This is a genomic window from Parasphingorhabdus sp. (genome assembly GCF_036963705.1).
Classification (GTDB): domain Bacteria; phylum Pseudomonadota; class Alphaproteobacteria; order Sphingomonadales; family Sphingomonadaceae; genus Parasphingorhabdus.
This window is the reverse complement of sequence record NZ_JBALUT010000139.1, coordinates 1-2,658: the sequence shown is the minus strand read 5'-3', so window position 1 is coordinate 2,658 and position 2,658 is coordinate 1. Positions and strand designations below refer to the sequence as shown.

General features: G+C 54.2%; 3 protein-coding genes. All 3 read right to left on the bottom strand.

What is annotated here, in order from left to right:
- A partial coding sequence (locus V7680_RS15395) for a hypothetical protein (RefSeq protein WP_335654135.1) occupies window positions 1-839 on the bottom strand: 839 nt, incomplete at its 3' end.
- A gap of 68 nt (window positions 840-907) precedes the next feature.
- Window positions 908-1,798, bottom strand: a complete 891-nt coding sequence (locus V7680_RS15390; RefSeq protein WP_335654134.1) for a 3'-5' exonuclease — start codon at window positions 1,796-1,798, stop codon at window positions 908-910.
- 133 nt (window positions 1,799-1,931) lie between these two features.
- On the bottom strand, window positions 1,932-2,658 hold a 727-nt coding region (locus tag V7680_RS15385), incomplete at its 5' end, for a hypothetical protein (protein WP_335654133.1).

The following is a 2,658-nucleotide window of genomic DNA, read 5'->3' as shown; positions in this document are numbered from 1 at the left end:
GCTGCCCGGTAGATCGGGCAGGTATAATTGGCTGTGCTATCTTTGAGCTGAGCCCAGGGTTTGAAAGTTCGCCTCAAAAATTCGCTGCCCGGATTTGCGGTCGTTGCTGCGTTTGCCAGCGCCAAACTGCATGCTGGAATGGCGCACCGGACCAGCCCGTGGGATTTAAGATGACGCAGCATGATGATCGCCGTCGTCATAACGTCCGCCAGCACCTGCTCCTCGACGTCCCCCCACTTCCCCTTCTCGACCAGCTCGCCAATGGTTTTGGATGGCGACGGCTTTGCCGGTATCGAGCAAGCTGCTGCATATTCCGGAAGATGGACGGATTCCGCGCGGATCGAGACGGCGCCGCATAGATCAATCCTGCGGTCTGAAACCGGCGAGAGTTCGCGCAGCTGCCCGGGCATGATCAGATCAAGCTCACCAGCGGTCCTGCGCAGAACGGCCAGGTCTTTATGCTCCCCGCCCCATGTCACCAGCACAGCGCCTGGTTCCTGGTCCACGGCGTCAAAGAAAGCTGAGACCATGTCCTTTTCGCTGTGATCATCGGTAGAGAGAACAACCGGACCTTCAATCTCTGGAGTGTCCGAACCGCGCTTGAAACGCATCACGCACCAGGAGGCTGCTGCCACGCGGTGAAACGGCCAACGTATCTTTTCCTCGGCGTCTTTGCCTTCAGCTACGCCATATCCGTTATGGCGGCCCCGGTCATAAGCATATTCAAAATCAGCAACGATATAGGTGCGGGTTCTATTTTGATTGGCTGCACTGCCGCGCGCTGCAAATAAACCGGCTTCGCGTGATAGCTGCCGTTCAATTTCTGTTGGATTAGTCATGTTTTTATTACTTTCATAAAAAAGCCCGCCGAAAGGCAGGCCGTGTTTGTTGGGCTAGCGATTAATTTTTACCGGTGACGCTCAGTTGCGGCCATCGTTTTGGCGCCGAACAGCGGAAGCCCCTCGGTTCGGAACCAGCTGCGTTCAGCAGCCAGCTTTTCCTCCGCCATCTCTTTGCACCAGACGCGGCGCCCAGCGTCCCACCGATAACCTCGAGCCTTGAGCTTGTCCTTTGCCGAATATGGCGCGCGTAACGCTTCCACGAGCATGGTCGGCGTCTCGGCGGCTTGCAGCAGACGCTGGAGATGGCTCTGGACCGGACTGTCGCCTGGCCCCCGCTGGCGCTGCTGGAGCAACCAGAACAGCGACCAGACGTCTGCCTCAGCCCGGTGCGCATTGGTGAACCAGCCATGTTGCCAAAGCAGATGTTGTTGCGAGCGTCCTTCGTAGCCAAGCTTGAGCCAATTGATCTCGCTGCAGCTACAAGCCCAGGCTTTGCCCTTCAGCTTTGGATAGCGCTGCTCGATCCAGGCGAGATCAAATTTTGCGTTCTGGGCGACCAGCAGATCTGCTCGATCGAGAAAGCCGAATGCTGCTGCGTCGTCAATCTGCTTGCCGACCAAATGGTGATTGGCGAGGCCCGTGATCAACGTGATCTCCGGCTCCAGTTCTACGCCAGGATCTTGCAGCCAGCTTACCGGCCCCATGTGCCCGATCACCTCTTCTTCATCATCCACCCAAACCAGCATGATCGCGAGTTCGATCAGCTTGTCTTCGTGAACGTTCAATCCTGAAGTTTCTGTATCAAGAATTGCAATGCACCTGCCATCGGGCGGCACGCCGTCTTCAGGCATACGGGTAAAGCGTTTCGGGACAGCGCACAGCACGCGGTAGTCATCTTCTTTGTCAAGCCGTCTGGCGATTTCCTCCAGCTCTGATTGGTTTGGTAACATGTTCATTATGGTTTCTCCTGTTGAGAAACCGGCGAGGCTTGGCCGAGCGCTACTGCTCTTTTTTCCTCTCACCTGCCGGCTTCACCGGCAAGGCACTCCAATGTTTTTTTCTTCTTCAACACAAATGTCCGCTGAAGTGTCAGCGGCCCCGAGAATTATTGTTACGGATAATTAGTTTACGTCTACGCTCCCACTGAGCTTCACTCTCATCAGGTTTACGAAAGGACCAGTTTTTATACTGGCTAAGAAAATGTCCCGGCGTATCGCGCAAGGCCTGCGCTTCATACGGTATGAGTTTAAATATCCGCCTGCATTCTTCGGCTCCGCTCTTAGGATCGCGCTTATCGCTTCTTGCCCGCAGATGCAGTTCGTCGGCAATATAGTCTGCCATTTGTTGTTTATTGGTAGCGCGGGCAGAGCGCCATGCAACAATTTCCGGCGGTATATCAGTGTCAAACTTAAAGCGGTCTGGCCGCAGATAAGATACTGCCATTAAGCGGTTGAACGTCGGATCATCTTTTTGTTGCTCGTGAAACGCAATAACCCAGTGATCCTCTGGCTTGGAAATTTCAACCTTGCCCCCTTTAACAATGATCCGATCTGAATGCATAGCGGCGCAAAACCATTTTCGTTGCTCCATTTGTGTATGCTCGATTGCTTCGAGCCGCATTTGTGTTTCCGATAAAAGCAACGCCTCAGGAGTTTTTGAAAAAGCATTGAACAGTGCAGGATCATCGAGATAGCGATAGCCGCCGCGTGTTCCCCGCGAAGAGGCCAGAAGCAAGGTGTTTCGATCCATATTGTCTAATATTCGGCTGGCTCTCCCTGGCAAAGGATCGTTCAAATGTTTGTTTCGTGCCGCCTCG

Coding starts and splice junctions, on each gene's coding strand:
- V7680_RS15390 (WP_335654134.1), bottom strand. CDS start 1,798: ATGAACATGTTACCAAACCAATCAGAGCTGGAGGAAATCGCCAGACGG.